Here is a 22,767-nt window from a genome sequence, read left to right as displayed (position 1 = left end):
CACGCTCCCGCAAGACCTATGAGCGGCACTACAAGGATGCAAATCCCCTGAGCGGAATTCCGCTTTTCTACCATTGGGTTAGCCGCTGTTCCTCAGAGATCGGACGCGCCGTCAGCGCCCCAACTCTTTGATTCCGCGCGAAAGTCCTTCCAGCGTCATCGGGACCATCCGCCCCTCAAACTGCTGTGAGATCATGCCGATCGACTGGGTGTAACGCCAATGGGGTTCAGGTGTCGGATTGATCCACAGATGGTCCGGCCACTGGCGGCGCGCGCGCTCCAGCCACACCTCGCCCGCTTCCTCGTTCCAATGCTCATTCGCGCCGCCAGGTATCTTGATTTCATAGGGGGACATGGCGGCGTCACCCACAAAAATGCATTTCCAATCGCTGCCATAGGTGCGCAAAATATCCCATGTGGGCATCCGCTCGGTCCAGCGCCGCGCATTGTCGCGCCAGACAAATTCATACAGGCAATTGTGAAAATAGAAATGCTCCAGATGTTTGAATTCAGATTTGGCGGCGCTGAACAACTCTTCCACAGCGCGGATATGGTCATCCATCGACCCGCCAATATCGAGCAGTAACAAAACTTTGACCGCGTTTCTTCGCTCTGGGCGGGTGCGCACATCCAGCCAGCCTTGCTCGGCGGTCGAACGGATGGTGCCGTCAAGGTCCAGTTCTTCATGTGCGCCGTCACGCGCCCATTTGCGCAGGCGTTTCAGCGCGACCTTGATATTGCGTGTGCCCAATTCGACTGAATCGTCCAGATTGCGAAATTCGCGCTTGTCCCAAACCTTGACCGCCCTGCGGTGGCGCGATTCCTCTTGTCCGATCCGCACCCCTTCGGGATTGTAGCCATACGCCCCAAAAGGCGAGGTGCCTGCGGTCCCGATCCATTTGCTGCCACCCTGATGGCGGCCCTTCTGCTCTTCCAGCCGTTGTTTGAGGGTATCCATCAGCTTATCAAAGCCGCCCATCGCCTTGATCGCCTCACGCTCTTCGGCGCTCAGGTGCTTCTCCGCCATTTTCTCCAACCAGTCGGCGGGCAGATCAACAGCGTCAAGCAATTGCTCCAGCGAGATTGCCTCCATGCCCTGAAAGCTTTGGGCAAATGCGCGGTCAAAGCGGTCAAGATGGCGCTCGTCCTTCACCATCGTCATGCGTGCAAGGTAGTAAAACCCTTCCACATCATAGCTGACCAATCCTGCCTGAACCCCCTCAAGAAAGGACAGATACTCGCGCAAAGAGACTGGAACAGAATGATCGCGCAAGGACAGGAAGAATTTCAAAAACATAGGCTTACAACAGCTTTTCAAGCCCGATCGTGACAAACAGTCCGACCAGCCCGCCGATGATCGCACCGACACCGCCATATTGCGCGATATCCTTGCGGTCGCCGTTTTTCTGTTTTGCGCTGCGCACGCCCCAGAGTGCGCCCGCCACAATGCCAAGAATGACGATCATAGTCTTTTTTCCCCTGTTTTATTGGCGGATCAGCGCGGCGATCTCATCGCGCCGATCATCTGCCGCGCGCTCTGACCCGAAGCCGAAAATGGCAAAGGGCATTGCATCGCGGCGAAGTGTTTCCGCCTCGGTCACGCGCCCCATACGCTCTAGCGCCTGTGCGCGCAACAACATCAGCGACGACAGGAGCGCCCCATTCTCGCTGCGCCGTGCCGGACCCATCGCATTTTCGGTCAGGCGCAGCACGATGGGATATTGCCCCGATGCCAGCGCCTGTGCGGCCAGATGCAACTCGACATGCGCGCGCGGCACCTCGCCACCGGGTCGCGCGGAATAGATCGAGGCAGCACTTATCAACGCATCCAGCGCTTCCTCGCCTTGGCCGGGGGGGGCGAAGCGCGCGGCAAGGAACAGGCTGAAGGCCAGTCTTTCATCCTGCCAATCCTGATCCAGCGCGATACGCAACGCCGCCTGCGCAAAAGCAAAACTGCGCCGGCGATTGGATGCGGCCAATGAATTCTCGATAGCATCCGTCCATGCACGCGGGGTCGGGATCGGGTCCAGCGCCAATGATCTGCTTGCACCGCTACGCGGATTCAACTGCGCCAGAATGGCCGGAAGGCGCGCACCCACTTCCGCGCGGGTCATGCCGGGCTGCAAGTCGGGGTGGTTCCACGCGCGCAGCACCAGCATGTCAAAGCCGGTCAGCGCGGTCTGGAAATTATCATCATTCATGACCGTCTCGCCGATGCGGTAAAGGTCATTCAGGGGGCCGAGCGCTTGCGCGACCTCCTCATGCAGGCAATCACGCATCTCCTGAACGGTCGCATCTGCTGGCGCGACAACTAGGGCCTTCTGCCGCTCTGCGATAACGGCCCAATCCAGATGATCGGCGCGGGGGGCTGCGCGAAACTCATCCCATGACGCCACATTGGGCAGCACGAAACATGACGCCGCGGGCACAAGCCTGCGCATTGCGGCGCGGGGCACAAATTCGATTGTGATCTGGGCCGCACCCGAGACGCGGCGAACATCCAGACCAGCCTCGCTGCGCAAACGGGCGATCAGGCGATCCGTTTCAATCTCGGCGAGGGGGGGGACTTGTCCGGTCAGGCGCAGCGCAACCGGCCCCTCAAACCGTGAGAATTGCGGTATTTCGCGCCCCGATTCCAGCCTGAACCCCAATTCAAGAATATCCTGTGCAATCTGGGCGTTACTGCGCGCAGGTGCGTAAGGTCGGGGGGGACCAAACAATGTGGCCGAACTGATGGCCCGCGACTGCACGGACAGATCATCCTGCGTGTCAGGTGCAGGCACCGCACCGCAGGCCGACACTGCCAGCACCAGCGCGAATGGGCGTACCCCCCTCATTCTGGCCGAGCATATTTGATGAACGGCGTCTGTACGCCGATCCGGTCATAGAGTTTGCGCGCTGTTGTGTTGAAGTCCTGTGTCATCCAATAGACACCAGATACGTTGCGCGCATCGGCTGCGGCATAGACTGCTTCGATCAAGGCACGTCCCGCGCCCTGACCACGGGCCTGTTTGCTGGTAAAGAGGTCTTGCAGATAGCAAATCCCCTCAGGGCGCCAGCAATGGGCATGAAACAGGTAATGCACCAGCCCGACGGCTGTGTCCCCGTCCCATGCCAACAAGCCGCTGGGGCTGTGCGGATCATCTGACATCAGCGCATCAAAAGTCGCGTCATAGACCGATGGCGGAAGCTCTGTCTCGTAATAGGCGAGATACCCTGTCCAGAGCGGCGCCCAAAGGGGTTTATCTTCGGCTTGCAAGGCTTTGATTTCAATTGCCATATCAGCGCCCCTGACGCCGCGCCATAAAGGCCAGCCGTTCAAACAGATGCACATCCTGCTCGTTCTTGAGAAGCGCGCCGTGCAGTTTTGGCAACGCGTTTGGGCCATCCCGCTTCAGGTCTTCGGCGCTCAGGTCTTCGGCAAGCAGCAGCTTCAGCCAATCCAGCACTTCCGAGGTTGAGGGTTTCTTCTTCAGCCCCGGTGTGTCGCGGACCTCATTGAACTGTGTCAATGCGGCGGTCAGCAGGGCGGGCTTGATGCCCGGAAAGTGCACATCGACAATCGCCTTGAGTGTTTCCATATCTGGAAACCGGATATAGTGGAAAAAACAGCGGCGCAAAAACGCGTCGGGCAGGTCTTTTTCATTGTTCGAGGTGATGATGACAATTGGGCGGTGCGTGGCGCGCACCATCTCGCCCGTCTCGTAGACAAAGAATTCCATCCGGTCGAGTTCTTGCAACAGGTCATTGGGAAACTCGATATCGGCTTTGTCGATTTCGTCGATCAACAGCACGACGCGTTCCTCAGCCTCGAACGCCTGCCACAGCTTGCCCTTGCGAATGTAGTTTTTTACATCATTCACGCGCGCATCACCCAACTGGCTGTCGCGCAGGCGCGATACCGCATCGTATTCATACAAGCCCTGTTGCGCGCGGGTGGTGGATTTGATCGACCATTCGATGATCGGCAAGTTCAACGAGGCCGCGACCTGCATGGCAAGTTCGGTTTTCCCTGTGCCTGGCTCTCCCTTTACAAGAAGGGGGCGCTGCAAGGTTACCGCCGCATTCACGGCGATCTGCAAATCGTCACTTGCTATGTATCGGTCGGTAGAGGTGAACCGCATCCTGTTCCTGCCTTGCTGAATGTTATACGCACAAAAAAGTGCACGCTTTTCGCAACTTAGCCTGCGTATTCAACCACGACAAGGCAACTTGCGGCGGTCAAGCAACCTACGGCGGCAAGAATCAGCGAAAGAGCGTGACATTCGCGAACGCATCCGCTATTCGGCCCGCGAGGGTACGGAATATAGGTGAATCAAGATGGGAAACCTCAACACTTATGATCCGGGTGACACTGAGGAGCGTGGCATGAAACCAGAGACTTTCCTACCGGATGATTACCGACCAGCCGAAGATGAACCGTTCATGAACGAACGTCAGCTCGAATATTTTCGTCGAAAGCTGATGGTCTGGAAAGAAGACATTTTGAAGGGCAGTCAAGAGACGCTGGCCGAGTTGGCAAATTCCAGCCGCAACATTCCAGATGTCGCAGATCGTGCCTCGGAAGAGACAGATCGCGCGTTGGAATTGCGCACGCGGGACCGGCAGCGCAAGCTGATTTCCAAGATCGACGCGGCATTGCGGCGCATCGAGAATGGCGAATTTGGGTATTGCGAAGCGACAGGCGAGCGGATTTCGCTTAAGCGCCTCGATGCGCGCCCGATTGCAACCATGACACTGCAAGCGCAAGAAGCGCACGAGCGCAATGAACGTGTGCATCGCGACGACTAATTGCCGCGCAGACCAAACAATGATCAGATGATACAGGAACACCGGGTGGCACAAAGCGCCCGGTGTTTCTGCTTTCAAGGAGATGTGATGCAGCTTGCAGGGCTAGAAGTTCTGGTTATCGGGGGAGGTGTTGCCGGATTGGCAGCAGCAGCAGCCCTGCGGCAGCGGGGTGCATCAGTTCTGGTGCTGGAACAGGCGGCAGGCCTGCTGGAAGTGGGCGCTGGCTTGCAGATCAGCCCCAATGGGGCGCGTGTTGTTCGCGCCTTGGGGCAGGGTGGGGCACTTGCTGCACATGCGCAGCGCAACGACTCTGTCATTTTGCGTGCAGCGGGCAGTGGTGCACAGGTTTTGCGGCTTGATCTGCCCCAAACCGGCCCCGGTTTTCATCTGATCCACCGCGCTGATCTTATTTCAGTGCTCAAAGGGGCCTGCGACGGCGTCGAGATGCGATTTGTGGCGCATGTCGCGCGTGTTGCACCGGACCGCGCCCGCCCCTCGGTCACGCTAGAGGGGGGCGAGGTGCTGTCGGCGGATCTGGTTATCGGCGCCGATGGATTGCATTCGGTCCTGCGCCCCAGCCTCCAAGGTGGCCAACCGTCACAGCCTTTTTTCACCGGGCAGGTGGCATGGCGCGCGCTGATCCCGTGCACCCCAGCAGAGTCTGCGCAGGCTCAGGTGTTCATGGGTCCGGGACGGCACTTGGTCAGCTATCCGCTGCGCGGTGGCACCTTGCGCAACATTGTGGCTGTGGAGGAACGCAAGGCATGGGCACAAGAAGGCTGGAACCACCCCGACGACCCCAAGAACCTGAGACACGCGTTCGCGGATTTCGGCGGGCCAGTGCCGGACTGGCTGGCGCAAGTTTACAAGCTGTGGCTATGGGGGTTGTTCCGCCACGAGGTGGCCGCGCATTGGTATCGGGGACAGGCGGCCATTCTGGGGGACGCCGCCCATCCGACACTGCCCTTTATGGCGCAAGGCGCGAATATGGCGCTGGAAGATGCGTATGTTTTGGCCCGCGAGCTTGCGCGTGCGGGAACACTTGCGGCAGGACTTGCCGCTTATCAGGCAGATCGCCGCGACAGGGTTATCCGCGTGGTCAAAGCGGCCAACCGCAATGCACGCAACTACCATTTGCGCACGCCACTTGCACAAATCGCCCATCTTGCGCTGCGCATCTCTGGCAAGGTTATGCCCGATGCCCCCTTGCGCCAGTTTGCCTGGATGTACGATCATGATGTCACGGAGGCGTGATAGGCCATGAATATGCCTCACCGGCACACCAGATAGAATTGTTGGAACAAATGGGGCGCGTGTGATGGATACAGATCAAACTATGCGACTGGTATATCTGAGCGTCTGGGGCACAGTGCTTATCAGCTATTTTCTAATCGCGCGCACCCAAAGTCTGGGGCAAAGCCTGCGCCACCTGTTGCTGTGGGGGCTAATCATTGTCGGGGTCGCGGCTGGTTATGGCCTCTGGCAGGATATCACACAGCAGAATGATGTCGTGGTATCGGGCGATGGCGAAGTCATCTTGCGCGCGGGGCGCAACGGGCATTTCCACCTTGGGCTGGAAGTGAACGGAACGCCAGTGCGCTTCATCATTGATACCGGCGCGTCCGATCTGGTCCTGTCACAAGAAGATGCTGCGCGTGTCGGGCTGGACCCGCAAAGCCTGCCATATTTGGGGCAGGCGCGCACGGCCAATGGTATTGTGGGGCTGGCGCGCGTCACATTGGACGAAGTTGCGTTGCTGCATGATGGACTGGAAATCCGTGACAGCAATGTGCCTGCATTCGTCAATGAAGGTGAGTTGGATGTCTCGCTTTTGGGCATGGGCTATCTGCGGCGCTACGCGCGCATTGCAATCGAAGGCGACCGGCTTATCCTTGAGAGGTGACGCCGCGCGCGCCAAGCTGCTGGATTGGCAGCCACCTTTGCATTCCACTTGTCTGACCGTCGCGCGGACGCTAGGACACTACAAACGCCAGACAAAGGACAACACCTCATGCCCGAAGACCTGATCAATTCCTATCTGACCGGCCCGGACGAGCAGGGGCGTTTTGGCATTTACGGCGGGCGTTTTGTCTCTGAGACATTGATGCCGCTGATTCTGGAGTTGGAAGCCGAGTATGAGCGCGCCAAAACAGACGACTCGTTCTGGGCGCAGATGGATGATTTGTGGAAACACTATGTTGGTCGCCCGTCGCCCCTGTATTTCGCCGAACGTCTGACCGAGCATTGCGGCGGCGCGAAAATCTACCTCAAGCGTGATGAGTTGAACCATACCGGCGCGCATAAAATCAACAATGTGCTGGGCCAGATCCTGTTGGCAATGCGTATGGGCAAAACGCGGATCATCGCAGAAACCGGGGCAGGGCAGCACGGTGTTGCAACGGCAACTGTCTGTGCGCGGTTCGGCCTGAAATGCATCGTCTATATGGGCGCGCATGATGTTGAGCGGCAGGCGCCCAATGTGTTTCGGATGAAACTGCTGGGGGCCGAAGTGGTGCCGGTCAAGTCTGGCCGTGGGACGTTGAAAGACGCGATGAACGACGCGCTGCGCGACTGGGTGACGAATGTGCGCGACACATTTTATTGCATCGGCACAGTCGCTGGCCCGCACCCGTATCCGGCGATGGTGCGCGATTTCCAGTCGATCATCGGCAAGGAAACCCGCGAGCAGATGATGGAACGCGAAGGGCGTTTGCCAGACACATTGATCGCCGCAATTGGCGGCGGGTCCAATGCGATGGGCCTGTTTTATCCGTTTCTGGATGACAAGGAAGTTGCGATCATCGGGGTCGAGGCCGGGGGCAAAGGTGTTGATGACCGCATGGAGCATTGCGCCAGTCTGACCGGGGGCAGGCCGGGTGTGCTGCATGGCAACCGCACTTATCTGTTGCAGGACGAAGATGGCCAGATTCTGGAAGGGCATTCGATTTCCGCAGGTCTTGATTATCCCGGTATTGGCCCGGAACATGCCTGGCTGAAAGATGTGGGTCGGGTCGAATACGTCTCGATCACGGATGACGAAGCATTGGCCGCCTTTCAGACCTGCTGCGCATTAGAGGGAATCATTCCCGCGTTGGAGCCAAGCCATGCCTTGGCGCATGTCCTAAAGATTGCACCAAAGCTGCCAGAGGATCATTTGCTGGTCATGAACATGTGCGGACGCGGTGATAAGGACATATTCACTGTGGCACGGCACCTTGGGTTCGAAATGGAGGCATAAACTCTGGTTTATGGCCTGTTTATAAACACAATGCCGATAGATTTGACGCCATTTGTCTTGTACCACAGAAGCGCGATGGCCGGAAATTTCGCCGGACCCCCATCGCAAATCGAGTGGCGCGCTTTAACGGTATGGCTGTTTTTTTGTAGCCCGAATGTGCATGAATTTTGAACTGGTATCAGTGAATGTCCAATTTTGAATAGTATTCCAGATTCGTCTGTGCAGGAAATGCAGTGTCGGTGTCTTGGCTTATTTTGTTTTGTTCGCCGGCATCTGCAAATGTAATTGGTTTCGCGCGTCAGGCGCACCTCGTGTATTATTGGCGGGGTGCGCCACTTCTCCATCTATCGGAGGGACTGCACAAGGGGGTGGGCCATGAGTGTTCGGGCTCTGTTTATCAAGAGTGTTGTGGTCTTGGCCTTTATCTGGGCTGGTCCCATACAAGCCTCGGATCAGCGCATAACTCCCGAAATGATCAGCGTTGCGTTGCTGCAACAAGGGTATGAGATCATCGCCGAAACCCGCACGCTTCTGGGCCGCGTTCGATTTGTTGCATCCAATGAATTGATCTGGCGAGAGGTTGTCCTCGATTTGTCATCAGGGCAAATCATACGGGACTACGCGGTCGAATTCAGCCCAAGCAATCCACCAGAAATTCACAAGGATGAAATGCCGCGCGGTGGCACAGTATTGCCTGGATCCTCCATCCCGCAATTAAGTAATTGAGGGGACGGTTTTGCTTGTATTAACTTCCTTATGCGATGATTGGGCCGTCATGGCAGGGGGCTCGGGTGAGGCTTAACTTCATCATATTGCTGATGGTGTTGGTACAGACTGCCGGTGCGCTGTTTTTCATCGGCGATATCGGCATGTCTGTTTTGGGCATTGAACGTCAGCCGATTGACTGGCGGTTGCGCGAAGCAATGGAAATCGGCGCGGCAATCGCCTTGCTGATCGGGCTGGTTTTGTCTGGTGTTTTGCTGCTGCAATCCCAGCGCAGACTCGGCAGGGCAGAAGCCCGGTTGCAGCGGGCCTCTGGGGCATTCATGGAAGTTGTGGATGAGAGTTTTGCGCTTTGGGAGCTTACCCGCGCAGAGCGCGATGTCGCTTTTCTGCTCCTCAAAGGGTTCTCGACGCAGGAAATAGCAGGAATACGCAAAACTTCGGAAGGGACGGTCAAGGCTCAGACCAACGCCATTTATCGCAAAGCGGGGGTCAGCGGTCGGGGGCAACTACTGAGCCTCTTTATTGATGACCTGCTGGCCGAGACGCATATTCCATCACCCCCGATTGAGCCTGAGCCACGCGCCTAATCCAGATCTCTGGCATATTGTTTCAACACGTCCATCGGCACCAGATCCAGCGCGCGCTGATGCGTGCTTTGCAACAAAACACGCGGGGCCACCCCTTCGTGATGGGCTTGCAGGAACCGCGCGGCACATAAACACCATCGATCGCCCGCCTTCAAACCTGCAAATGCAAATTCAGGGCGCGGTGTTGAAAGATCATTTCCCAGATATTTCGAGAATGCCAAAAATTCTTCGGTCATCACCGCACAAACTGTGTGAGAGCCCGCATCCTCGGGGCAGGTGTCGCAAGCCCCATTTCTGAAAAACCCTGTAATTGGGTCGCGGGAACAGGGTGTTAAACTTCCGCCCAGAACGTTTACCGACAGATCCATTCTGATACTCATTTTGTCCCTCTTTCTGGTCTATATTCGAGACTTAAGCCCTGTGACTTGGAAAGCCAGTGCTTACGGGGCAGGGGCGTGCCATTCTACCCAGCGGCCATGAAAATCGGCGCGTCCCAGATTGAATTGCACATTCTCAGGCCAAAGGTGTAAATTGAGCGCGGCACCGGGGCGGGTTCCGTCATCTTCCATCGACAGATAAGCAAGCGGCTCATCCATGCGGCACTTGGCCCCGGCACGCGCCAATATATCCAATCCGCGCGTCTGATCTTCGGGTGTGAAATACTGCCATGCAATGGTGTGAAAGACCAGATGAATGGCGTGCGGGACAGGACGGGCCAAGCGTGTTTCCAGCCAGTCGATGGCATTTGCCCGCGCGATCTGGGGCCGCTTCTCGATCGCTATATCAAGGGCATGGGCGGTGCGCGTCATGCGGTCGGGTTGATCCGGCCAGATATACGACAACAGGCGCAGCCGATCCGCGTCTGGATCAAGCGGGTTCAGGTCAACCCCGGCACGCGCGCGGATGACCGGCCGTACCTGTTCGGGCAAATCACCATGCCACTCGGGCGTCAGCACCACAGGCGAATCTGCCGCCCCAAAGCGCTGGCCGTCAATGTCCAACGTGTAATTGTCCCACAGCAGGTTTAACCCCGCAGAGCTGCCCAATTCTGACAGCACAAGCGGCAGCTTATAGGTTGCTGCCAGCCAGTTTGCGGCGGCAATCAGCACTGCGGAGCGGCGCAATTCGTTGGTCTGGGGCGCGCTGTCGAGCGTGACAAGGATATCTGACGCATAAAGGCGCAAAGCGGCGTCAACCACGCGCCAAAGCTGGCTGTCCGAGGCAACCTCGGGGCTGTCATATAACCGCCTCAGGACGGGTGCCTTGTTGCTGAGCACGAGATGATGCAACGCGCCGGCCAGTCGCAGCGCGACAGCATCCGGTCCCAAACGATCTGCCGGCCAGTTCAGCAGACGCTCGGCCACGCTTGGGCCGGGTGCAAGCCTGTCGGCCAGCACATCCAGCAAACGCGCCGTGAACGCAGAGCCAAGCGCGGCACAGGCTTTGGATTGCACACGGGCGTGGTCACGAAAATTCACCGGAATTTATCCATCAGTTTTTGCAACGGGCTGCGCGTATCTTCTTCTTGCGGCGGGGAAGCAGGGGCGGGCGCAGGTTCCTTGGTGGGTTTTGGGGCAGGGGGGCTGGATTTGCGCACAGGCCCAGTGCGCAGCGCCACGGCATTGCTGAACCGCGCGCCATCCCCGCTTGCCAGTGCCGCAGCACCGTCGGATATGCCGCGCAGCAGGTCATCCAGCCAGTCCTGATCGGATTTTGCGAAATCCGACAACACATAGGGTGCGACCCTGTCCTTGTGGCCGGGATGTCCAATACCAAGGCGCACGCGTGCATATTCCGGCCCGACATGCGCATGGAGTGAACGAAGCCCATTATGGCCCGCATGTCCGCCGCCCTGTTTCAGCCGCAGCTTGCCGGGGGCAAGGTCCAACTCGTCATGAAAGACCATCAGGTCGGCAGGTTCCAATTGGTAGAATCGCATCGCTTCGCCCACAGCCTGACCTGAAAGATTCATGAAAGTCATGGGCTTGAGCAGCGATACTTTCGCGCCCCCCAGCATGCCTTGGCAGATTTCGCCCTGAAACTTTTTCTGCCACGAACCAAAGCCGTGATCGGCCGCGATACGGTCCAGCGCCATAAAGCCGATATTGTGGCGGTTGGCCGCATATTTCGCGCCCGGATTGCCCAAGCCCACAAAGAGTTTCATCGCATCGTCCTTTCTCGCTTGGGCGCACAATAGGCAAACCATGGCCAAGTGGAAAGCGCCTGCTTGCACCGGCGGGACGCTTGGTTAGAGTGTGGCAACATGTAATTCAGGGGGCAAAATGTATCTGACAATCAACCGCTTCAAGGTGCGTCCTGGACAGGAAGCCGCATTCGAGGAAATCTGGACATCGCGCGAAAGCAAATTGCCGGAGCTGGACGGTTTTGTCGAGTTTCACCTGTTCCGAGGTGCGCACACAGATGAGGCGACGATTTATCTGTCCCATACCCTGTGGCGTGACAAGGCCGCGTTTGACGGCTGGGCAAAGTCGCAGAATTTTCGCGGTTCGCACAAGGGCGTGCGCGCGCATTCAGATATATATCTTGGGCCACCAGAGCTGGAATTCTACGACTCGGTTCAATGTATCACCGGGGCGCAGCGCGAAGGGTAGGGCGCAAACGAACGGGGCACCCGATTGGGTGCCCCGCACAATAACCACGTCAGCCAAAGATCACTCTTCTGAGACGGTTTCGGTGTCTTCTTCGTCATCGGCTGCAACCAGCGCACGTGGTGCCGCAAGGTTCGCGATAACAAAATCACGGTCGATTGTGGGCTTGGTACCTTCGGGCAGCGTTATCGCCGAAATGGTGATCGTGTCGCCGATTTTGCGGCCTTCAAGATCAACCACCAGCTTTTCAGGGATTTCCCCCGCAAGCACGTTCAATTCGACTTCACTGCGCACGACGGTCAATGTGCCACCGCGCTTGATGCCGACACAGATTTCTGCGTTGATGAACTCAACCGGAATAAACAAGTTGATCCGGCTCGTGCGGCGTAGGCGCATCAGGTCCACATGTGTGGGCAGGCCCTTGACGACGTCGCGCTGTACACCACGACAGATCACGCGGACATCTTCTTGTCCTTCAACCTTCAGGTTGAACAGCGTCGACAGGAAGCGGCCTGCCTTCAGCTTTGCAATCAGGTAGTTGTATTTGAAATTCAGCGGCAGTGGGTCTGCGCCACCACCGTAAACAATACCGGGTACGAGATGCTCACGACGAGCTTGACGAGCGGCCCCCTTGCCTGTCCCCGTCCGTACCTCGGCCTCAAGATCCGGGATCTCACCAGCCATTTTCGTGTTCCTTTTACAAGATCAAAAGCCCGCCTCCAAGGGTGCGGGCTACAAGTAGGGGCGCTATAGGCGAGAATGATCCCTTTGAAAAGACCAAATGCAGGGGATATTGTGATCTGGGGCGGTTGAGCGCACGCTTATCCATATAACCCATAATCAGTATTATGTTAAATAACCAGATACCCGATTACCTTGCGACTTGTCCAGCAAGCCGCTATCAGGCCCGCGAGAAGCTTTCAAAAGGTTTGGCCCAATGATCCCGCGTTATTCCCGCCCCGAGATGGTTAATATCTGGTCACCAGAGACCAAATTCCGCATCTGGTTTGAAATTGAGGCCCATGCCTGCGATGCGCAAGCCGAACTTGGCGTCATTCCCACCGAGAGCGCCGCCGCCGTTTGGAAAGCCAAGGATGTCGAGTTTGATGTCGCCCGCATTGACGAGATCGAAGCCGTCACCAGACATGATGTCATCGCCTTTCTGACGCATCTGGCCGAGATTATCGGCAATGACAAAGCGCGCTTTGTGCATCAGGGCATGACCAGCTCTGACGTTCTGGACACGACCTTTAATGTGCAGCTTGTGCGCGCCTCTGATCTGTTGCTGGCCGATATTGACGCGCTTCTGGCCGCGCTGGAACGCCGCGCGATGGAACATAAATTCACCATCCGCATGGGCCGCAGTCATGGCATTCATGCCGAACCCACGACCATGGGTCTGACGTTTGCGCGCTTTTATGCGGAAATGAAGCGCAACCGCGACCGCCTGACCGCTGCCCGTGCTGAAATTGCGACTGGCGCCATTTCGGGTGCAGTCGGCACATTTGCCAATATCGACCCATTCGTCGAGGCGCATGTCTGCGCGCAGATGGACTTGCAGCCCGAACCCATCAGCACGCAGGTCATCCCGCGCGACCGCCACGCTATGTTCTTTGCCACATTGGGTGTGATCGCCTCCAGCATCGAGAATATTGCCATTGAAATCAGGCACATGCAGCGCACAGAAGTGTTGGAAGCTGAAGAGTTCTTCTCAAAGGGCCAGAAAGGTTCCAGTGCGATGCCGCACAAGCGCAATCCAGTATTGACCGAGAATCTGACAGGTCTGGCGCGACTGGTGCGCATGGCGGTGATCCCTGCGATGGAAAATGTGGCGCTTTGGCATGAACGCGATATTTCGCATTCCTCGGTCGAGCGGATGATCGGCCCGGATGCAACTGTAACGCTGGATTTCGCGCTTGCCCGTCTGACAAATGTGATCGACAAGCTGGTGGTCTATCCAGACAATATGATTGCCAATATGAACAAGTTTCGTGGCCTGATCCATTCGCAGCGCGTGCTTCTGGCGCTGACACAGGCCGGTGTCAGCCGCGAGAACAGCTATACACTGGTTCAGCGCAACGCGATGAAGGTCTGGGAAAAGGGTTGCGATTTTCTCGAAGAACTGCTGGCCGATGATGATGTGCTGGCAGCTTTGGGAGAAGAGAATATCCGCTCAAAATTTGATCTTGATTACCATACAAAGCATGTCGAGACGATTTTTGCGCGGGTTTTTGACGGAAAATAACCGCCGGGCGCTTGTTTTTGAAAGAATCGTGCTATTGTCGGTCCCACAGCAAAAGGAGACTGACATGAAACTGAAAATCACTCTTGCTGCCTTGGCTCTGAGCATCAGCCCAGCCATTGCCTCGGCCATGTGCTCTAGCACGAAAATGGATCAGACAGCTTCGGTATGTGCCGAGGGTCAGGTTTGGGATGCAGCGACGTCTGTCTGCGTCGAACCTGTAAGCAGCTAACGCACGACCGATATTTTAAGGGCGCCCCGAACAATCGCTTCGGGGCGCCTTTTTTAATTGATCGCGATGTAAACGCTTTTTTGATCTGTGTGTGGCTATGGTCAGGTCCAGACCACAGGCAGTGCAGCAAAGTGACATGACAGACCAACAGCGCGACATCCAGACATTGCCCCTGAAACTCGCAACTGATCGCGCAGGCATGGGCAGAACAAGCACCCCCCCACAGCCCGAAAACCGGCGCGTTCGGACCGACCATCTGACCGGCGCGCAAAAAGCGGCGATTGTCGTGCGTGCCCTGATCGCACATGGCGCAGATATACCGATATCGAAGCTGCCAAATGAAATGCAGGCTGAACTGACGCAAACCTTGGGGCGGATGCGGTTGGTCGACCGCGCGACCATGAACGCTGTGGTCGAGGAATTTATCGAGATGTTGGAACAGGTCGGGCTGTCATTTCCCGACGATCTGGATGCGGCATTGTCCTTGATTGAGGATAAACTCGATCAACGGACCGTGAAAAGATTGCGGGCAATCTCGCGCGGGGGTGATCTTGATGATGCCTGGATGACGCTTGAACTGGCCGAAGACGAAACCTTGCTGGCGGTGTTGAAACAGGAATCTCAGGTTGTGTCCGCCGTATTGCTGTCGAAACTCACCACCGAGAAAGCCGCCCGGCTGCTGATGCAGCTTGGCCCTGATCTGGCGCAATCGTTGGCCATGGGCATTGCCCAGACCGAAGCGATTGGCCCTGATGCTGTCGCGCGGATCGGGGCCACGCTTGCGGACCAGATCAGCGCAAAACCGTTGCGGGCCTTTGCCGATCCACCAAAGAAGCGCGTGGGCGAAATTTTGAACTCCTCCACCCCGGAGATGCGCGATTCCGTGTTGGAACGGCTGGAAACCGCGGACAAGATTTTTGCGCGTGACGTGCGCAAATCAATCTTTACCTTCAAGGATATTGCTGACCGCATTCACGCACGCGACGTCCCCATAGTGATGCGCGAAGTGGCCAATGAGGATATGCTCACTGTCATTGCGGCCAAAGACGAAGAGGAGGGCGCCTGCATCGCCTTCTTGCTCGAAAATATGTCCAAGCGCGCTGCGACCACTTTGCAAGATGATGCCGCCGCCCTGCCCCCACCCGCCAAGCTGGATCATGGCGCGGCGTCCAACCGGATTGCGGCGGTGGTGCGCAGACTTGTCGACACTGAGGAGATCAGCCTTAAACCGGTGCCGGACTGAGCTTGCACCGCCCTGCCCCAGATTTTCACCCGAATGCCGCGCGGTGCAATTTGGTGGCGGTTTGCCGATCAAGTGCTGCGCAACACCGCTTCACCGCTCAACTCGCCTTCGACAGCGCCGGAAATACCCGCCGCATTGGCCTCATCCGTGTCGATATGCATTTCAGTAAAGGCATTGTCCGTCACCCGGATCAACACACCGCCAAAGGTCAGACCACGCCCCGATGTCGTCAGGGTGACATTCACCGTGTCGCCATCGGACAGCCCGATCTGCTGTGCGTCGGCGCTGTTCATATGAATGTGACGCGCGGCAATAATCAGCCCGTTCGTATCATATTGCCCCGCCGGACCAATCAGCCGGATATGTGGCGTGCCATCCAATGCGCCGCTTTGGCGGACAGGCGCATCGATCCCAAGGGCAAACCCGTCCGTGCGCGAAATCTCGACCTGTGTGCGGTCGCGCAATGGCCCCAGAATGGCGACATTTGCAATCTCGCCCTTTGGCCCGTGCAAGACGACGCGTTCGCGCGCGGCCCAGTGGCCTTTTTGGCGCAAGGGCTTGTCCGGCGTCAGTTCATATCCCGGCCCGAACAACGCATCGACCGCGCACTGCGACAAATGCACATGCCGCGCGGATACAGCAATCGGAATGCGCAAGGCTTCGCCTTGGGGGGTGCGGATCGCCTGCGCCACTTCGCGTGCAATCATCAATTGCTCGGCGGTTTCTGTGACCAACACATTGACCCGCGTACCATAGGCCTGAATTTGCGGCGCAGCATGCGCGCCCAGCTCTACGGCCATATTTCTGTCATGGTCCAGCTTCAGGCCCATAAATTCCAGCCCATCACAAATGCGCCGCCGCATGGAGGGGGAGTTTTCGCCAATCCCGCCCGTAAAGATCAGCGCATCCAGCCCCCCCATCGCCGCCGCATAGGCGCCAATATATTTTCGCGCACGATAAGCATAAATGTTGATCGCAAGCTGCGCATCTGCATCGCCTGCCGCAGCGCGGTCTTCGACATCGCGCATGTCTGACGATCCGGTCAATCCCTTCAAGCCGCTGTCACGGTACAATGCATCCTCGATCTCGGTGATGCCAAGGCCCATCTGGCGCGACAGATATCCAAACAGCCCCGGGTCCACATCGCCTGAGCGCGTGCCCATGACCAGACCTTCCAAGGGGGTCATGCCCATAGAGGAATCGATACTTTCGCCCAAGGCAACCGCACAGGCACTGGCCCCATTGCCCAAATGCAGACTGATCAGGCGCAGATCACGCAACTCCCGGCCCAAGGCTTCGGCTGCGCGCTGTGCCACATATTTATGCGATGTGCCGTGAAAGCCGAACCGCCGCAGGCCCGCGTCACGCCAGTGTTGTGGCACCGCATAGGTGACAGCACGGGCCGGATTGGTCAGATGAAAACTGGTATCAAACACGGCCCATTGCGGCAGATCGGGCCAGACGTCGCGCGCAATTTCGACTGCTTTCAGATTGGCGGGGTTATGCAAGGGCGCAAGCGGGGTCAGCGCATGGATTTTTTCCAGAACCTCGGCACTCAGCGCGGTGGCAGCGGTAAATTCCGCACCGCCATGCGCAATGCGGTGCCCAACCGCCTCAATCCCTGTGATGCCCGCGCGCGCCAGCATGTCGGGCACGGCCTGCGTCGCGGATGCAAGATCTGTGTATGGGGCGCGGGTCACCGTCCCCTCGTCAAGGCCGGCGCGGTAGTCGCACCCCCCTGCCCCAAACCGATCAAAACTGCCTTTGAAACACTGCTGCATCTGCACCAGACCACCCCCGCGCGGAATGTCGTAAACACCGAACTTCAACGAAGAGCTGCCCGCATTAAACACAAGTATCCGCATATTGCCTGTTCCTTTTTCCCACGCTCTGTGTCGCAAAAGCCGGGCCGTGCCGCATTGATTTGACACAAGTGGTTGCCACTTTCCCAAGATTTTTCTGCCGCCAGAATGACAAAAACCACCCCTAGTGATCTGTATCACGTTGCGCCGCTTGTAAAACCATCAGCGCGCAGACAGGGTATGCACAGTTTGACAGGCCAGAGGTAAAGATGATTACGACAATTGCCACCACACCGATTGAAGGGCAGAAACCCGGCACATCGGGGCTGCGCAAGAAAACCCGCGTTTTCAGAACACCGGGATATCTGGAGAATTTTGTCCAGAGTATCTGGAACGGGATTGGCGGTTTGCAGGGCAAAACGCTTGTGGTGGGGGGCGATGGCCGGTTCTTCAATGCGGATGCGGTGCAGATCATCATTAAGATGGCCGTTGCCGCGCGTGCAGCCAAGGTGATTGTGGGGCAGGATGGCTTGCTGTCCACGCCTGCGGCCTCGAACCTCATTCGGCTGCGGGGCGCGGATGGTGGGGTAATTCTGTCGGCCAGCCACAATCCCGGCGGGCTCGATGGTGATTTCGGGGTGAAGTTCAACACCGCCAATGGTGGCCCGGCACCGGAATCTGTGACCGATGCTATCTTCAAGGCCACGACCACAATCACGACCTATCAGATCGCAGAAAGCCCAGACATAGATTTGTCATCAGTCGGGACAATCCATCTGGGCGATACAGTGGTCGAGCTGGTCGATCCGGTTTCCGATTATGCCGCGCTGATGGAGCAGTTGTTCGATTTCAATGCCATTCGGGCGCTTATGGCGGGCGGATTTCGGCTGCGGTTTGATGCCATGCACGCCGTGACCGGGCCTTATGCCCGCGAGATTCTGGTCAATCGCCTTGGCGCGCCCGAAGATTGCGTCATGAACGCAGTCCCCCTGCCCGATTTTGGCGGCGGACACCCGGACCCGAACCCGGTCTGGGCACATGAGTTGATGGCCGTGATGATGGCAGATGATGCCCCGGATTTTGGCGCTGCCTCGGACGGGGATGGGGATCGCAACATGATCGTGGGACGCGGGGTCTATGTCACCCCGTCCGATTCGCTTGCTGTGATCGCGGCGAATGCGCATCTTGCACCGGGCTATGACAAGGGTCTTGCAGGGGTCGCACGCTCGATGCCCACATCCTGTGCGCTCGACCGCGTGGCACAGGCGTGCGGGCTGGACTGCTATGCCACGCCCACAGGTTGGAAGTTTTTCGGCAATCTTCTGGACACAGGGCGCGCAACACTTTGCGGCGAGGAATCTGCTGGGACGGGCTCTGACCATATTCGTGAAAAGGATGGATTATGGGCCGTGTTGATGTGGCTTAATATTCTGGCCCATAAGCGATGCCCGGTGGCCGATGTGATGGCGGCGCATTGGCGCGAATTCGGACGCGACTATTATTCCCGCCATGATTATGAAGAAGTGGATGCGGCCGCGGCACAGGAGTTGATCACCGATTTGCGCGCCCGTTTGGATGCGCTAGCGGGGCAGGATTTTGGCCCGTTGACGGTGACGCAGGCCGAGGATTTCTCGTATCTTGATCCGGTAGATGGGTCGGTCACGGTGCATCAGGGGCTTCAGATACATTTCAAACAAGGCGCGCGGCTGGTGCTGCGCTTATCGGGGACGGGAACCGCGGGGGCAACTTTACGCGTCTATATGGAGCGCTATGCTACTGGACCAGAGGGATTGACCCAAGATGCGCAATCCGCGCTAGCCCCGGTGATCGCCGCAACCGACGCGCTGAGCGATCTTAAAACCCGTTTGGGGCGCGAGGCCCCCGATGTGGTGACATAAGGGGGCTTAATGCCCCCTCTTGGCCTGCGGCCAATTCACCCCCTTGAGTACTTGACGCAAGAAAATGCGGTCACAAGGCGTTTGTTGACTGATCTTGCAAGTGCAAACAGCCTTCGACTGTCGCGTCCAAGGCGAGAAGGATCGAGGCGTGGCGGTTGCGATATTCTTGCGCAGGTATCAGTACCTCATAGCCCTCGAAGGGCGCATCCGGCACGGGACCAGACGCGGTGAGCATTGCGCGCAACTGATCGCGCGCCGTTGTCAGCTCGCTCGGGGAGCGCCCGATGACCACCTGCCCCAGAACTGCCGCGGCGGCCTGACCAAGCGCACAGGCCTTTACATCTTGCCCGAAACGGCTGATGCGCCCGTCCTGCATGTCGAGATCAACAGTGACCGTGGACCCGCACAAGGGTGAGCGGCGCTTGACGCTGGTTTGTGGTGTATCGAGCCGGGCATGATGCGGGATATCTGCGGCCAAGGCCAGAATGCGCCCGGAATAGAGTTTGATCAGATCGGCATTATCGGCCATAGCGGGTTTTCCTTGGTGGCGGGGTGCGGTAAGAGTTGCACTGCTTATTTAGGGACATAGCCCATGAATTTCGATCCGCAAACCCTCACATATGACGAAAAAGGTCTGATCCCCGCGATTGCGCAGGATCATGCAAGCGGTCAGATCCTGATGATGGCGTGGATGACTGCAGATGCCGTGCGTCGCACGCTGGAAACCGGGCGCGTTACATACTGGTCGCGCTCGCGTCAGGCCTTTTGGGTGAAGGGCGAAAGCTCTGGTCACGTGCAAAAGCTGGTCGACTTCCGCTTTGATTGCGACCGCGATTGCGTGCTTGTAGTGGTCGAGCAATCCGGCCCCGCCTGCCATACGATGCGTCAAAGCTGCTTTTACACGGCCGTGCGCGGGGGCGCGGAGGTGGAATTGATGGCACCGCTTACAGACCCAGCATAAGCCGGATATCCTGCGCACTGGCCTCTTCGGCGCGCAGTTGCGCAATCGCGCGCGCATTGTCGCGCTTGGCCAGACGTTTGCCAGAATCGTCGCGAATAAGTTTGTGATGATAATAGCTTGGGCGGGGAAGTTCGAGCAGCGCCTGAAGCAGGACATGGATAAAACTTGCCTCGAACAGATCATCGCCGCGGGTCACTTCCGTGATGCCCTGTGCGGCGTCATCGACCACTACCGACAGATGATAGCTGGTTCCCATATCGCGGCGGGACAGAACCACATCGCCGACATTCTCAATCATCCAATCCGGGTCGAGGGGGTGCAGTGCATCATGCAACGGCCCTGTTTCGATAAAAGAGAGGGGGCCGCAATGTGACAGTGCTGCGCGCATATTCAGGCGCAGGGCATCATCTGGCAGTGCCTGTTCCATAGGGCGGGCGCGGCATGTGCCGGGATAGACCAGCCCGTCGGGGCCATGAACTGCGGCCATTTCCTGCGGTGCGCTGAGGGCTGCGCGAATATCGGCGCGGGTACAGGAGCAGGGGTAAATCACGCCCAGAGCGGCCAGTTTCTCCAGCGCAGCGCGGTAGGCCGGGAGGCGCGTGGATTGGCGCATCACAGGTTCAGGCCACCGAAGGCCCAGCCAGCGCAGATCTTCGTAAATCTGCGCCTCGAACTCGGTGCGACAGCGGCTTTGGTCGATGTCCTCGATCCGTAGAAGGAACCGCCCTGCCACAGCGCGCTGCGATGCGACAAGGGCCGCATAGGCATGGCCCAGATGCAGCGGGCCTGTCGGGGATGGCGCAAAGCGTGTGATGCGCCCCTCAGGCGGCATCGCGGCCCGCATGTCCCAGCCATTCGGTGAACGCGGCTTTGGCGCGGTCAGTATAGGCTTTGTAGCGATCACGCCGTCCGCGCCGCCCACCCTTGGCGTCAATGGGCGGAAACAGGCCGAAATTCACGTTCATGGGCTGAAAGGTTTTGGCCTCTGCCCCGCCGGTGATGTGATGGACCAAGGCCCCGAGTGCGGTTTCGCGCGGCGGGGGTGGCGCGGATTGGTCCAGCAACTCCGCCGCCGCAAGTCTGCCTGCAAGCAAACCCATCGCCGCGGATTCGACATAGCCTTCGACCCCGGTGATCTGGCCTGCAAACCGGATATTAGGCTTGGAGCGCAGGCGCAGTTGATCGTCCAGCAAGGTTGGCGCATTCAGAAACGTGTTGCGGTGAATGCCGCCCAGACGCGCGAATGACGCATCCTGTAGGCCGGGTATGGATTTGAAAACAGATGTTTGCGCGCCATACTTCATCTTGGTCTGGAAGCCGACGATATTGTAGAGCGTGCCCAAAGCATTGTCGCGGCGCAATTGCACGACGGCATAGGGTTTGACGCCGGGTGTATGGGGATTGGTCAGGCCCACAGGCTTCATCGGGCCGTGGCGCAGGGTTTCGCGCCCGCGCTCCGCCATCACCTCGATCGGCAGGCAACCATCAAAATAGCCCGCAGTTTCCCCCTCATGGAACTCGGTCTTGTCAGCGGCAATCAGCGCGTCGATGAAGGCTTCATACTCTTCGCGGGTCATGGGGCAGTTCAGATAGGCTTTGCGCTCTGCTTCCGTCTCTCCCTTGTCGTAGCGCGACTGGAACCATGCTTTCGACATGTCGATGGACTCGAAATAGACAATCGGCGCAATGGCGTCGAAGAAAGCCAACGCATCACTGCCCGTCTCGGCCGCAATGGCCTGCCCCAGCCTGTCCGAGGTCAGCGGGCCCGTGGCAATGATCCACTGCCCGTCATCGGGCAATGTGTTGATCTCGCCCCGCTCTAGCCGGATATTCGGGTGGGCAAGAAGTGTCTCGGTCACGGCTTGGGCAAAGGCATCGCGGTCCACGGCCAATGCGCCCCCGGCTGGCAAGGCGTGGCGGTCAGCCATATGCATGATCAAGCCACCCGCCGCACGCATTTCCCAATGCAGCAACCCCACGGCGTTTTGTTCATCATCGTCCGAGCGGAAGGAGTTGGAGCAGACCATTTCCGCCAGATACTCGGTCTGATGCGCAAATGTGCCTCTGGTCGGGCGCATTTCATGCAGCACCACCTGCACACCCATATTGGCCGCCTGCCACGCAGCTTCGGACCCGGCCATCCCGCCGCCCACGATGTGAAGTGTCTTGGTCATGTCACCACCTGTTCTAAGTTATGCACCAGATAGCCAGTGTGTGCGCCTTTGGCAAATGACACGCATAAAAAAAACCGCCGCACATGCGGGCGGGCATGGAGGCGGCAGGTTAGGGCAGACATCAGTGCGTGGCAGTATGAGCGGCAATCTGACTGGCAGGCAGTTCAGCTAAACAAAGGCAGATGTAGCGTGGCAAAAACCAACACGCCAAGCGCAAGTGCGCCAGCAAGATCCTGCCAAAAAGCGGGGTTTGATTTGGGGTTCA

25 protein-coding genes are annotated in these 22,767 nt (G+C 58.0%); 12 read left to right on the top strand and 13 right to left on the bottom strand.

Annotated elements, in window-relative coordinates; translation table 11 throughout:
• Nucleotides 1-111: 111 nt before the first annotated feature.
• The 5 genes from BD293_RS07740 to BD293_RS07725 are packed head-to-tail and all read right to left on the bottom strand — an operon-like array spanning nucleotide 112 to nucleotide 4,123.
• The gene (locus BD293_RS07740) at nucleotides 112-1,296 is read right to left on the bottom strand and encodes a vWA domain-containing protein (RefSeq protein WP_142080607.1); all 1,185 of its coding nucleotides are present in this window, start codon (nucleotides 1,294-1,296) and stop codon (nucleotides 112-114) included.
• A gap of 4 nt (nucleotides 1,297-1,300) precedes the next feature.
• Complete coding sequence (locus tag BD293_RS22660) at nucleotides 1,301-1,465, bottom strand: hypothetical protein (RefSeq protein ID WP_170207084.1); 165 nt, start codon at nucleotides 1,463-1,465, stop codon at nucleotides 1,301-1,303.
• A gap of 18 nt (nucleotides 1,466-1,483) precedes the next feature.
• Nucleotides 1,484-2,836, bottom strand: coding sequence for a DUF2927 domain-containing protein (locus tag BD293_RS07735; RefSeq protein WP_142080606.1), 1,353 nt, complete (start codon nucleotides 2,834-2,836; stop codon nucleotides 1,484-1,486).
• The gene (locus tag BD293_RS07730; protein ID WP_142080605.1) at nucleotides 2,833-3,279 is read right to left on the bottom strand and encodes a GNAT family N-acetyltransferase; all 447 of its coding nucleotides are present in this window, start codon (nucleotides 3,277-3,279) and stop codon (nucleotides 2,833-2,835) included. The genes BD293_RS07735 and BD293_RS07730 overlap by 4 nt, the downstream gene beginning before the upstream one ends.
• Before the next feature lies 1 nt (nucleotide 3,280).
• The gene (locus BD293_RS07725; protein ID WP_142080604.1) at nucleotides 3,281-4,123 is read right to left on the bottom strand and encodes an AAA family ATPase; all 843 of its coding nucleotides are present in this window, start codon (nucleotides 4,121-4,123) and stop codon (nucleotides 3,281-3,283) included.
• A gap of 244 nt (nucleotides 4,124-4,367) precedes the next feature.
• On the opposite strand from BD293_RS07725, the gene dksA reads away from it, so the two are divergent.
• The 6 genes from dksA to BD293_RS07695 all read left to right on the top strand — a co-directional run bounded on the left by dksA (nucleotide 4,368) and on the right by BD293_RS07695 (nucleotide 9,341).
• Nucleotides 4,368-4,790: an RNA polymerase-binding protein DksA gene (dksA, locus tag BD293_RS07720; RefSeq protein WP_142080603.1), complete on the top strand. Its 423-nt coding sequence runs from the start codon at nucleotides 4,368-4,370 to the stop codon at nucleotides 4,788-4,790.
• Between the two features lie 87 nt (nucleotides 4,791-4,877).
• Nucleotides 4,878-6,044, top strand: coding sequence for an FAD-dependent monooxygenase (locus tag BD293_RS07715; RefSeq protein WP_142080602.1), 1,167 nt, complete (start codon nucleotides 4,878-4,880; stop codon nucleotides 6,042-6,044).
• Nucleotides 6,045-6,108: 64 nt separating this feature from the next.
• A complete protein-coding gene (locus tag BD293_RS07710; RefSeq protein WP_142080601.1) occupies nucleotides 6,109-6,693 on the top strand; it encodes a retropepsin-like aspartic protease family protein in 585 nt (194 codons plus the stop codon).
• A 108-nt stretch (nucleotides 6,694-6,801) separates the two neighbouring features.
• Nucleotides 6,802-8,028 carry a tryptophan synthase subunit beta gene (gene trpB, locus BD293_RS07705; RefSeq protein WP_142080600.1) on the top strand — a complete coding sequence of 409 codons (1,227 nt, stop codon included), beginning with the start codon at nucleotides 6,802-6,804 and terminating at the stop codon, nucleotides 8,026-8,028.
• A 375-nt stretch (nucleotides 8,029-8,403) separates the two neighbouring features.
• Entirely contained in the window at nucleotides 8,404-8,754 is a 351-nt protein-coding gene (locus BD293_RS07700; RefSeq protein WP_142080599.1) for a hypothetical protein, read from the top strand.
• Nucleotides 8,755-8,819: 65 nt separating this feature from the next.
• A complete protein-coding gene (locus BD293_RS07695; protein WP_246086244.1) occupies nucleotides 8,820-9,341 on the top strand; it encodes a helix-turn-helix transcriptional regulator in 522 nt (173 codons plus the stop codon).
• Here the strand turns inward: BD293_RS07695 and BD293_RS07690 are convergent.
• The 3 genes from BD293_RS07690 to pth are packed head-to-tail and all read right to left on the bottom strand — an operon-like array spanning nucleotide 9,338 to nucleotide 11,505.
• Nucleotides 9,338-9,721 carry a DUF2237 family protein gene (locus BD293_RS07690; RefSeq protein WP_425467921.1) on the bottom strand — a complete coding sequence of 128 codons (384 nt, stop codon included), beginning with the start codon at nucleotides 9,719-9,721 and terminating at the stop codon, nucleotides 9,338-9,340. The genes BD293_RS07695 and BD293_RS07690 overlap by 4 nt on opposite strands.
• A 60-nt stretch (nucleotides 9,722-9,781) precedes the next feature.
• On the bottom strand, nucleotides 9,782-10,819 hold the full coding sequence (locus BD293_RS07685) for a DUF2332 domain-containing protein (protein ID WP_211841002.1): 1,038 nt from the start codon (nucleotides 10,817-10,819) through the stop codon (nucleotides 9,782-9,784).
• Nucleotides 10,816-11,505, bottom strand: a complete 690-nt coding sequence (gene pth / locus BD293_RS07680) for an aminoacyl-tRNA hydrolase (RefSeq protein WP_142080597.1) — start codon at nucleotides 11,503-11,505, stop codon at nucleotides 10,816-10,818. The genes BD293_RS07685 and pth overlap by 4 nt, the downstream gene beginning before the upstream one ends.
• Before the next feature lie 118 nt (nucleotides 11,506-11,623).
• Between pth and hmuQ the strand changes: the two genes are divergently transcribed.
• Nucleotides 11,624-11,953 (top strand): heme-degrading protein HmuQ, encoded by a 330-nt coding sequence (gene hmuQ / locus BD293_RS07675; protein ID WP_142080596.1) that lies wholly within the window; start codon nucleotides 11,624-11,626, stop codon nucleotides 11,951-11,953.
• Between the two features lie 60 nt (nucleotides 11,954-12,013).
• Here the strand turns inward: hmuQ and BD293_RS07670 are convergent, their stop codons facing one another.
• The gene (locus tag BD293_RS07670; RefSeq protein ID WP_142080595.1) at nucleotides 12,014-12,634 is read right to left on the bottom strand and encodes a 50S ribosomal protein L25/general stress protein Ctc; all 621 of its coding nucleotides are present in this window, start codon (nucleotides 12,632-12,634) and stop codon (nucleotides 12,014-12,016) included.
• A 253-nt stretch (nucleotides 12,635-12,887) separates the two neighbouring features.
• On the opposite strand from BD293_RS07670, the gene purB reads away from it, so the two are divergent.
• The 3 genes from purB (at nucleotide 12,888) to BD293_RS07655 (ending at nucleotide 15,667) form a co-directional block, all read left to right on the top strand.
• The gene (gene purB, locus BD293_RS07665; protein WP_142080594.1) at nucleotides 12,888-14,195 is read left to right on the top strand and encodes an adenylosuccinate lyase; all 1,308 of its coding nucleotides are present in this window, start codon (nucleotides 12,888-12,890) and stop codon (nucleotides 14,193-14,195) included.
• A 64-nt stretch (nucleotides 14,196-14,259) separates the two neighbouring features.
• A complete protein-coding gene (locus BD293_RS07660) occupies nucleotides 14,260-14,424 on the top strand; it encodes an adenylosuccinate lyase (protein ID WP_142080593.1) in 165 nt (54 codons plus the stop codon).
• Nucleotides 14,425-14,560: 136 nt separating this feature from the next.
• Nucleotides 14,561-15,667 carry a FliG C-terminal domain-containing protein gene (locus BD293_RS07655; RefSeq protein WP_170207083.1) on the top strand — a complete coding sequence of 369 codons (1,107 nt, stop codon included), beginning with the start codon at nucleotides 14,561-14,563 and terminating at the stop codon, nucleotides 15,665-15,667.
• A 68-nt stretch (nucleotides 15,668-15,735) separates the two neighbouring features.
• Here BD293_RS07655 and BD293_RS07650 read toward each other — a convergent pair whose 3' ends face one another.
• On the bottom strand, nucleotides 15,736-17,532 hold the full coding sequence (locus tag BD293_RS07650) for an acetate/propionate family kinase (protein WP_142080591.1): 1,797 nt from the start codon (nucleotides 17,530-17,532) through the stop codon (nucleotides 15,736-15,738).
• A gap of 206 nt (nucleotides 17,533-17,738) precedes the next feature.
• On the opposite strand from BD293_RS07650, the gene BD293_RS07645 reads away from it, so the two are divergent.
• Nucleotides 17,739-19,367, top strand: coding sequence for an alpha-D-glucose phosphate-specific phosphoglucomutase (locus BD293_RS07645; RefSeq protein ID WP_142080590.1), 1,629 nt, complete (start codon nucleotides 17,739-17,741; stop codon nucleotides 19,365-19,367).
• A gap of 70 nt (nucleotides 19,368-19,437) precedes the next feature.
• Here BD293_RS07645 and BD293_RS07640 read toward each other — a convergent pair whose 3' ends face one another.
• The gene (locus BD293_RS07640; RefSeq protein WP_142080589.1) at nucleotides 19,438-19,896 is read right to left on the bottom strand and encodes an iron-sulfur cluster assembly scaffold protein; all 459 of its coding nucleotides are present in this window, start codon (nucleotides 19,894-19,896) and stop codon (nucleotides 19,438-19,440) included.
• 63 nt (nucleotides 19,897-19,959) lie between these two features.
• Here BD293_RS07640 and hisI point away from each other — a divergent pair, with 63 nt between their 5' ends.
• Nucleotides 19,960-20,328: a phosphoribosyl-AMP cyclohydrolase gene (gene hisI, locus BD293_RS07635; RefSeq protein WP_142080588.1), complete on the top strand. Its 369-nt coding sequence runs from the start codon at nucleotides 19,960-19,962 to the stop codon at nucleotides 20,326-20,328.
• Here hisI and gluQRS read toward each other — a convergent pair.
• Both gluQRS and trmFO read right to left on the bottom strand, forming a co-directional pair.
• On the bottom strand, nucleotides 20,312-21,172 hold the full coding sequence (gene gluQRS / locus BD293_RS07630; protein ID WP_246086243.1) for a tRNA glutamyl-Q(34) synthetase GluQRS: 861 nt from the start codon (nucleotides 21,170-21,172) through the stop codon (nucleotides 20,312-20,314). The two genes, hisI and gluQRS, sit on opposite strands and share 17 nt — an antisense overlap.
• Complete coding sequence (gene trmFO, locus BD293_RS07625; protein WP_142080587.1) at nucleotides 21,150-22,502, bottom strand: methylenetetrahydrofolate--tRNA-(uracil(54)-C(5))-methyltransferase (FADH(2)-oxidizing) TrmFO; 1,353 nt, start codon at nucleotides 22,500-22,502, stop codon at nucleotides 21,150-21,152. The genes gluQRS and trmFO overlap by 23 nt, the downstream gene beginning before the upstream one ends.
• Nucleotides 22,503-22,767 lie beyond the last annotated feature (265 nt).

This window comes from Roseinatronobacter monicus (genome assembly GCF_006716865.1).
GTDB classification, from domain to species: domain Bacteria; phylum Pseudomonadota; class Alphaproteobacteria; order Rhodobacterales; family Rhodobacteraceae; genus Roseinatronobacter; species Roseinatronobacter monicus.
Note: the sequence above shows the minus strand (reverse complement) of the source record. Positions and strands in the feature narration are given on the sequence as shown.

Excerpts from the sequence above, each read along its gene's own strand:
- BD293_RS07740 (WP_142080607.1), bottom strand. The coding sequence starts at position 1,296 with ATGTTTTTGAAATTCTTCCTGTCCTTGCGCGATCATTCTGTTCCAGTC.
- BD293_RS22660 (WP_170207084.1), bottom strand. The coding sequence starts at position 1,465 with ATGATCGTCATTCTTGGCATTGTGGCGGGCGCACTCTGGGGCGTGCGC.
- BD293_RS07735 (WP_142080606.1), bottom strand. The coding sequence starts at position 2,836 with ATGAGGGGGGTACGCCCATTCGCGCTGGTGCTGGCAGTGTCGGCCTGC.
- BD293_RS07730 (WP_142080605.1), bottom strand. The coding sequence starts at position 3,279 with ATGGCAATTGAAATCAAAGCCTTGCAAGCCGAAGATAAACCCCTTTGG.
- BD293_RS07725 (WP_142080604.1), bottom strand. The coding sequence starts at position 4,123 with ATGCGGTTCACCTCTACCGACCGATACATAGCAAGTGACGATTTGCAG.
- dksA (WP_142080603.1), top strand. The coding sequence starts at position 4,368 with ATGAAACCAGAGACTTTCCTACCGGATGATTACCGACCAGCCGAAGAT.
- BD293_RS07715 (WP_142080602.1), top strand. The coding sequence starts at position 4,878 with ATGCAGCTTGCAGGGCTAGAAGTTCTGGTTATCGGGGGAGGTGTTGCC.
- BD293_RS07710 (WP_142080601.1), top strand. The coding sequence starts at position 6,109 with ATGGATACAGATCAAACTATGCGACTGGTATATCTGAGCGTCTGGGGC.
- trpB (WP_142080600.1), top strand. The coding sequence starts at position 6,802 with ATGCCCGAAGACCTGATCAATTCCTATCTGACCGGCCCGGACGAGCAG.
- BD293_RS07700 (WP_142080599.1), top strand. The coding sequence starts at position 8,404 with ATGAGTGTTCGGGCTCTGTTTATCAAGAGTGTTGTGGTCTTGGCCTTT.
- BD293_RS07690 (WP_425467921.1), bottom strand. The coding sequence starts at position 9,721 with ATGAGTATCAGAATGGATCTGTCGGTAAACGTTCTGGGCGGAAGTTTA.
- pth (WP_142080597.1), bottom strand. The coding sequence starts at position 11,505 with ATGAAACTCTTTGTGGGCTTGGGCAATCCGGGCGCGAAATATGCGGCC.
- hmuQ (WP_142080596.1), top strand. The coding sequence starts at position 11,624 with ATGTATCTGACAATCAACCGCTTCAAGGTGCGTCCTGGACAGGAAGCC.
- BD293_RS07670 (WP_142080595.1), bottom strand. The coding sequence starts at position 12,634 with ATGGCTGGTGAGATCCCGGATCTTGAGGCCGAGGTACGGACGGGGACA.
- purB (WP_142080594.1), top strand. The coding sequence starts at position 12,888 with ATGATCCCGCGTTATTCCCGCCCCGAGATGGTTAATATCTGGTCACCA.
- BD293_RS07660 (WP_142080593.1), top strand. The coding sequence starts at position 14,260 with ATGAAACTGAAAATCACTCTTGCTGCCTTGGCTCTGAGCATCAGCCCA.
- BD293_RS07655 (WP_170207083.1), top strand. The coding sequence starts at position 14,561 with ATGACAGACCAACAGCGCGACATCCAGACATTGCCCCTGAAACTCGCA.
- BD293_RS07650 (WP_142080591.1), bottom strand. The coding sequence starts at position 17,532 with ATGCGGATACTTGTGTTTAATGCGGGCAGCTCTTCGTTGAAGTTCGGT.
- BD293_RS07645 (WP_142080590.1), top strand. The coding sequence starts at position 17,739 with ATGATTACGACAATTGCCACCACACCGATTGAAGGGCAGAAACCCGGC.
- BD293_RS07640 (WP_142080589.1), bottom strand. The coding sequence starts at position 19,896 with ATGGCCGATAATGCCGATCTGATCAAACTCTATTCCGGGCGCATTCTG.
- hisI (WP_142080588.1), top strand. The coding sequence starts at position 19,960 with ATGAATTTCGATCCGCAAACCCTCACATATGACGAAAAAGGTCTGATC.
- gluQRS (WP_246086243.1), bottom strand. The coding sequence starts at position 21,172 with ATGCGGGCCGCGATGCCGCCTGAGGGGCGCATCACACGCTTTGCGCCA.
- trmFO (WP_142080587.1), bottom strand. The coding sequence starts at position 22,502 with ATGACCAAGACACTTCACATCGTGGGCGGCGGGATGGCCGGGTCCGAA.